This window comes from Porcipelethomonas ammoniilytica (genome assembly GCF_025567485.1).
In the GTDB taxonomy this organism is placed as follows: Bacteria; Bacillota; Clostridia; order Oscillospirales; family Ruminococcaceae; genus Porcipelethomonas; species Porcipelethomonas ammoniilytica.
The window spans coordinates 1-2,403 of the sequence record NZ_JAOQKH010000058.1; the positions used below are offsets into that span (position 1 = coordinate 1).

1 protein-coding gene and 1 pseudogene are annotated in these 2,403 nt (G+C 38.2%); one reads left to right on the forward strand and one right to left on the reverse strand.

The window, feature by feature from the left end:
* Nucleotides 1-256: 256 nt before the first annotated feature.
* A pseudogene (locus tag OCV67_RS13825) lies at nt 257-569 on the forward strand (hypothetical protein); the annotation flags it as partial.
* 759 nt (nt 570-1,328) lie between these two features.
* Here OCV67_RS13825 and OCV67_RS13100 read toward each other — a convergent pair.
* Nucleotides 1,329-2,315, reverse strand: coding sequence for a helix-turn-helix transcriptional regulator (locus OCV67_RS13100; RefSeq protein WP_147644379.1), 987 nt, complete (start codon nt 2,313-2,315; stop codon nt 1,329-1,331).
* Between the last annotated feature and the right edge of the window lie 88 nt (nt 2,316-2,403).

Genomic DNA, 2,403 nt, shown 5'->3' on the forward strand with positions numbered 1-2,403 from the left:
AATAAGCAGGAAAGGAAGTGTCCGCTATGCGGTCAGCCAATCACTGCCGAAACACAGTGGAATGTACGGGAACAAAAAGAAAATGGACAGATTGTCCGCTATCTCGTACATGACAAATGCTATAAACAAAATCGTTAGTTGACTAGCCGGCATCTATATTGGTAGATGCTTTGAATTGCTTGAGCCGTATGAGGGGAAACTCTCATGTACGGTTCTTAGAGGGGAAGGCGGTAGTAATACCGCTGACCTACTCGACCGACCAAGTGACCTTCAACAGAGAATCGGACGTATCGAAAGACAAGGCAATCAGAACGCAAAAGCGCACGTCTATAACTACGTCACGAAAGGTTCGTTTGATGCTTATTTGTATCAGACTTTAGAAGCAAAACAGCGTTTTATCGGGCAGATTATGACCTCAAAAACACCTGCACGAACTTGTGAGGACGTTGACCAACAGGCACTCAACTACTCCGAAATCAAGGCACTTTGTACGGGTGATGAACGTATCAAAGAAAAAATGATGCTCGATAATGAAGTTAAGGAACTCAATCTCCTGAAAGCCGAACACACCAACACTGTATTCGATATGCAGCAGACAGTAGCCACCACCCCTGCAAAGATTGAAAAGGCTGAAACAAGACTTGAAAATCTCAAATCAGACCGTGAAATACTCCGTCAGCTTCCGATTGATGAGGAAACTAAACTGCCCGTATTCAAAATCACCATTGACGGTACAGAATACACAGACCGCAAGGAAGCTGCACAGGCTCTTGAAGAAGTTGTGCTTGATTTCGTTAAAAGGAGTTCCGACAGTGAAAAGGAAATCGGCGAATTTCAGGGATTTAAGCTGACAGTTAATGCTGTCATGTTCGGCAATGAGCCTGATATTTCCATTATGATGAGTGGCTACGCTGAACATAAGTGTGTACTGACAAGCAGTTTTTCTGCAAATCTCAAGCGTATGGAATCAACTCTTTACAAGATTGACCAGACCATAAACGATGCGCAGAACAGCGTGAACAAGCTGAAAATGGATTTGGAGAATGCACAGCGTATTGTTGCTACTCCATTTCCTCAGCAAGCTGAACTTGAACAGAAAACGGAACGTCTTACAACTCTTACCGATGAACTTAATCAGGCAGCCATTGAAGCTAAGAAAAACGCTCCCGAAAAACAGCGTACCTGCTATTTTGAGAGGGCAAAACTCAAAAAAGAAGCTTTCAAGGACAGGCAGAAACCGGCTAAATCAAAAAATAATAGCAAAGATAAGAATGGAATAGAATAAGAGTAACAGTAACAGGCACGAACCATTACGTTTGTGCCTGTTTTTATTTTGTATAGCAACTGATAAGATTGTTCATTAACATTTCTGAATAAGCAGTTCTTAGTCCTGACGGACTTAAAATTTCCACCTTTCCATTGAATGAAAATACCCATGCAAAAAACGGCTGCGGAAATTCTGTTTTGATTGGAACATGAATAGTAAAATGGTTATATAATTCTTTATCTCTTAGCATAATAACAGATTTGCCGAAGCGGTCAATCACTACATTGCAATATTTGTTTTCAAGAGGAAAACGCAAAGTTACATATTCGCTCTTTCCACCAAACATAGAAAAAGAAGCTTTTATGTATTGTTCCAAATCAAGAGCCTCGTCTGGCTGATTACAAGATAAATTCAATAGTTCGATATTTTTCATACGGTCAAGGCGAAAGTTAGTATAGATATTTGGATATTTTTCATAATGCGATACAACATAGTAATGTTCACCGCACATAACCAATGCACATGGAGAACAGCGCCGTTTCTCTCCATTTCTAAGAACCAATTGTTTATTTATATCGTAATCATAATACTTAAAACTGATTTGCTGATTATTGCGAAAAGCAAAATTTATCATATCGATATTATCAAAAACCTGCTCATTATCCAACTTTATACGATTGGTGAGAGTAATTTTTCTACTGAGTATAGGTGCTTCATAAATACTGCACAGGCTTTCAAGCAGTTTGAGGAGTTTTTCTGAATCCTTAACAGTTAGAAAACGAAATGAAGCAATTGCATCGGCAAGTATTTTAAGGATACTGATTGAAAATGGTCTTTTTTTCAGGTGGTAACCTTTGTTATGAATGTATTCAATGTCCATGCCACTTATCATTAAAGCCTCAATATCGTCTTTAATCGTTACTTTATGTGCCGAATAGCCACAGGAATTTAAGTATTTTTGAATGATTTCTATTGAAATATAATGATTTGAATCTGTATATTTCTCAAACATTTCTTTTAAAGTCAGCAATCTACATTTTGAATTCATTCAGACACTGGTGCTATACTAAAAAAGTGGACAGCAAAAAGCGAAAGATGGTATAATAATAAAAAAAGGAGAGAAACACATGGAAAAC